This is a genomic window from Sporosarcina koreensis, from assembly GCF_000826145.2.
In the GTDB taxonomy this organism is placed as follows: Bacteria; Bacillota; Bacilli; order Bacillales_A; family Planococcaceae; genus Sporosarcina; species Sporosarcina trichiuri.
Window position 1 is genome coordinate 1 of the sequence record NZ_LN651337.1, and the last position, 2,112, is coordinate 2,112.

14 tRNA genes and 1 rRNA gene are annotated in these 2,112 nt (G+C 50.6%); all 15 read left to right on the forward strand.

Annotated elements, in window-relative coordinates:
- Positions 1–352: 352 nt before the first annotated feature.
- A 5S ribosomal RNA gene (rrf, locus tag BN1190_RS05625) occupies positions 353–468 on the forward strand.
- Between the two features lie 21 nt (positions 469–489).
- Positions 490–565 (forward strand) — tRNA-Val (locus BN1190_RS05630).
- An 8-nt stretch (positions 566–573) separates the two neighbouring features.
- Positions 574–649, forward strand: a tRNA-Thr gene (locus tag BN1190_RS05635).
- A gap of 8 nt (positions 650–657) precedes the next feature.
- Positions 658–733 (forward strand) — tRNA-Lys (locus BN1190_RS05640).
- Between the two features lie 36 nt (positions 734–769).
- Positions 770–851: transfer RNA gene (locus BN1190_RS05645), tRNA-Leu, on the forward strand.
- 8 nt (positions 852–859) lie between these two features.
- Positions 860–934, forward strand: a tRNA-Gly gene (locus tag BN1190_RS05650).
- Positions 935–965: 31 nt separating this feature from the next.
- Positions 966–1,042, forward strand: a tRNA-Arg gene (locus BN1190_RS05655).
- Positions 1,043–1,069: 27 nt separating this feature from the next.
- Positions 1,070–1,146 (forward strand) — tRNA-Pro (locus tag BN1190_RS05660).
- Positions 1,147–1,155: 9 nt separating this feature from the next.
- Positions 1,156–1,231 (forward strand) — tRNA-Ala (locus BN1190_RS05665).
- Between the two features lie 21 nt (positions 1,232–1,252).
- A tRNA-Met gene (locus BN1190_RS05670) sits at positions 1,253–1,326 on the forward strand.
- Positions 1,327–1,332: 6 nt separating this feature from the next.
- A tRNA-Ile gene (locus tag BN1190_RS05675) sits at positions 1,333–1,409 on the forward strand.
- 17 nt (positions 1,410–1,426) lie between these two features.
- Positions 1,427–1,519, forward strand: a tRNA-Ser gene (locus tag BN1190_RS05680).
- A gap of 302 nt (positions 1,520–1,821) precedes the next feature.
- Positions 1,822–1,896, forward strand: a tRNA-Met gene (locus BN1190_RS05685).
- 3 nt (positions 1,897–1,899) lie between these two features.
- Positions 1,900–1,975 (forward strand) — tRNA-Asp (locus tag BN1190_RS05690).
- Positions 1,976–2,004: 29 nt separating this feature from the next.
- A tRNA-Phe gene (locus BN1190_RS05695) sits at positions 2,005–2,080 on the forward strand.
- Positions 2,081–2,112: the final 32 nt, after the last annotated feature.

Below are 2,112 nucleotides of genomic sequence, written 5' to 3' on the forward strand. Positions count from 1 at the left end.
GAGGTGGATAGGTCTGGTGTGGAAGCATGGCGACATGTGGAGCTGACAGATACTAATCGATCGAGGACTTAACCAAAACAAAAAAGCGGAGACGACCGTTTTGATGCGACAAGCATAAGGCGAATCGACGGAGTGGCGGTTTCTGCCACGCAGACGAGTTGACTTATGACCTCAAGCATCAGGGAGTCGAAGCTGGATTACGCGAAAGTCGAAGCGCCGTGAGGCGGTCTTGACTGCACAATGTCCGTTTTATCCAGTTTTGAAGGAACAATAAATTCTTTCAAAAAAACTCTTGCACTTTACATGGTTTATAGTATATAATATGAAATGTCGTTAAGCGGCAGATCACTTGTCTGGTAATGATGGCGAAGAGGTCACACCCGTTCCCATACCGAACACGGAAGTTAAGTTCTTCAGCGCCGATGGTAGTAGGGGGCTTCCCCCTGTGAGAGTAGGACGTTGCCAGGCAGGCGCAGCAATGCGTATTATGGAGGATTAGCTCAGCTGGGAGAGCATCTGCCTTACAAGCAGAGGGTCGGCGGTTCGAGCCCGTCATCCTCCACCATATTTTGTGCCGGTGTAGCTCAACTGGTAGAGCAACTGACTTGTAATCAGTAGGTTGAGGGTTCAAGTCCTTTCGCCGGCACCACTTTGTACGAGCCATTAGCTCAGTTGGTAGAGCATCTGACTTTTAATCAGAGGGTCGCAGGTTCGAATCCTGCATGGCTCACCATTTCTTAGTTTCATCAAAAGGATGCATTAGCATTATGCGGGTGTGGCGGAATTGGCAGACGCGCTAGAATCAGGATCTAGTGCCTTCGGGCGTGGGGGTTCAAGTCCCTTCATCCGCATCCTTTACGCGGAAGTAGTTCAGTGGTAGAATACGACCTTGCCAAGGTCGGGGTCGCGGGTTCGAATCCCGTCTTCCGCTCCACTTTACTTAATCAGGTAATACAATGTATATTGCGCCCGTAGCTCAATTGGATAGAGCGTCTGACTACGGATCAGAAGGTTGTGGATTCGACTTCTGCCGGGCGCGCCATTTTTATGCTTCTACTTACAGATGACCCGGGAAGTAGCTCAGCTTGGTAGAGCACTTGGTTTGGGACCAAGGGGTCGCAGGTTCGAATCCTGTCTTCCCGACCAGTAATTCATGGGGCCTTAGCTCAGCTGGGAGAGCGCCTGCCTTGCACGCAGGAGGTCAGCGGTTCGATCCCGCTAGGCTCCACCATAAGTATTCCATTCATTTCTTGGCGGCGTAGCTCAGCTGGCTAGAGCGTACGGTTCATACCCGTGAGGTCGGGGGTTCGATCCCCTCTGCCGCCATCTAAAGGACCTTTAGCTCAGTTGGTTAGAGCAGACGGCTCATAACCGTCCGGTCGCAGGTTCGAGTCCTGCAAGGTCCACCAGTATTGCTGTCCATATCGGAGGTATACCCAAGTCTGGCTGAAGGGATCGGTCTTGAAAACCGACAGGGGTGTCAAAACCCGCGGGGGTTCGAATCCCTCTACCTCCTCCATTTTCATCACATAGCACGTAAGAGTGAAAGCTCACATGCATTACTAATAATATTATCGCGGGGTGGAGCAAAGCGTCATACGAAGATGACGATTTGTAGGATTTCTGAAAGAAATCCGTAATCTTGCAAACAGCAGAACCATGAGCGTGAAAGCTCAAATGCAGTACTACTATTATTATCGCGGGGTGGAGCAAAGCGTCATACGAAGATGACGATTTGTAGGATTTCTGAAAGAAATCCGTAATCTTGCAAACAGCAGAACCATGAGCGTGAAAGCTCAAATGCAGTACTACTATTATTATCGCGGGGTGGAGCAGTGGTAGCTCGTCGGGCTCATAACCCGAAGGTCGCAGGTTCAAATCCTGCCCCCGCAACCAAATGGTCCCGTGGTGTAGCGGTTAACATGCCTGCCTGTCACGCAGGAGATCGCCGGTTCGATCCCGGTCGGGACCGCCATTTTTATTTTATACATAGTTCTCTTTGCTGGTTCAGTAGCTCAGTCGGTAGAGCAAAGGACTGAAAATCCTTGTGTCGGCGGTTCGATTCCGTCCTGAACCACCATAGTCGTGCGGGTGTAGTTTAGTGGTAAAACC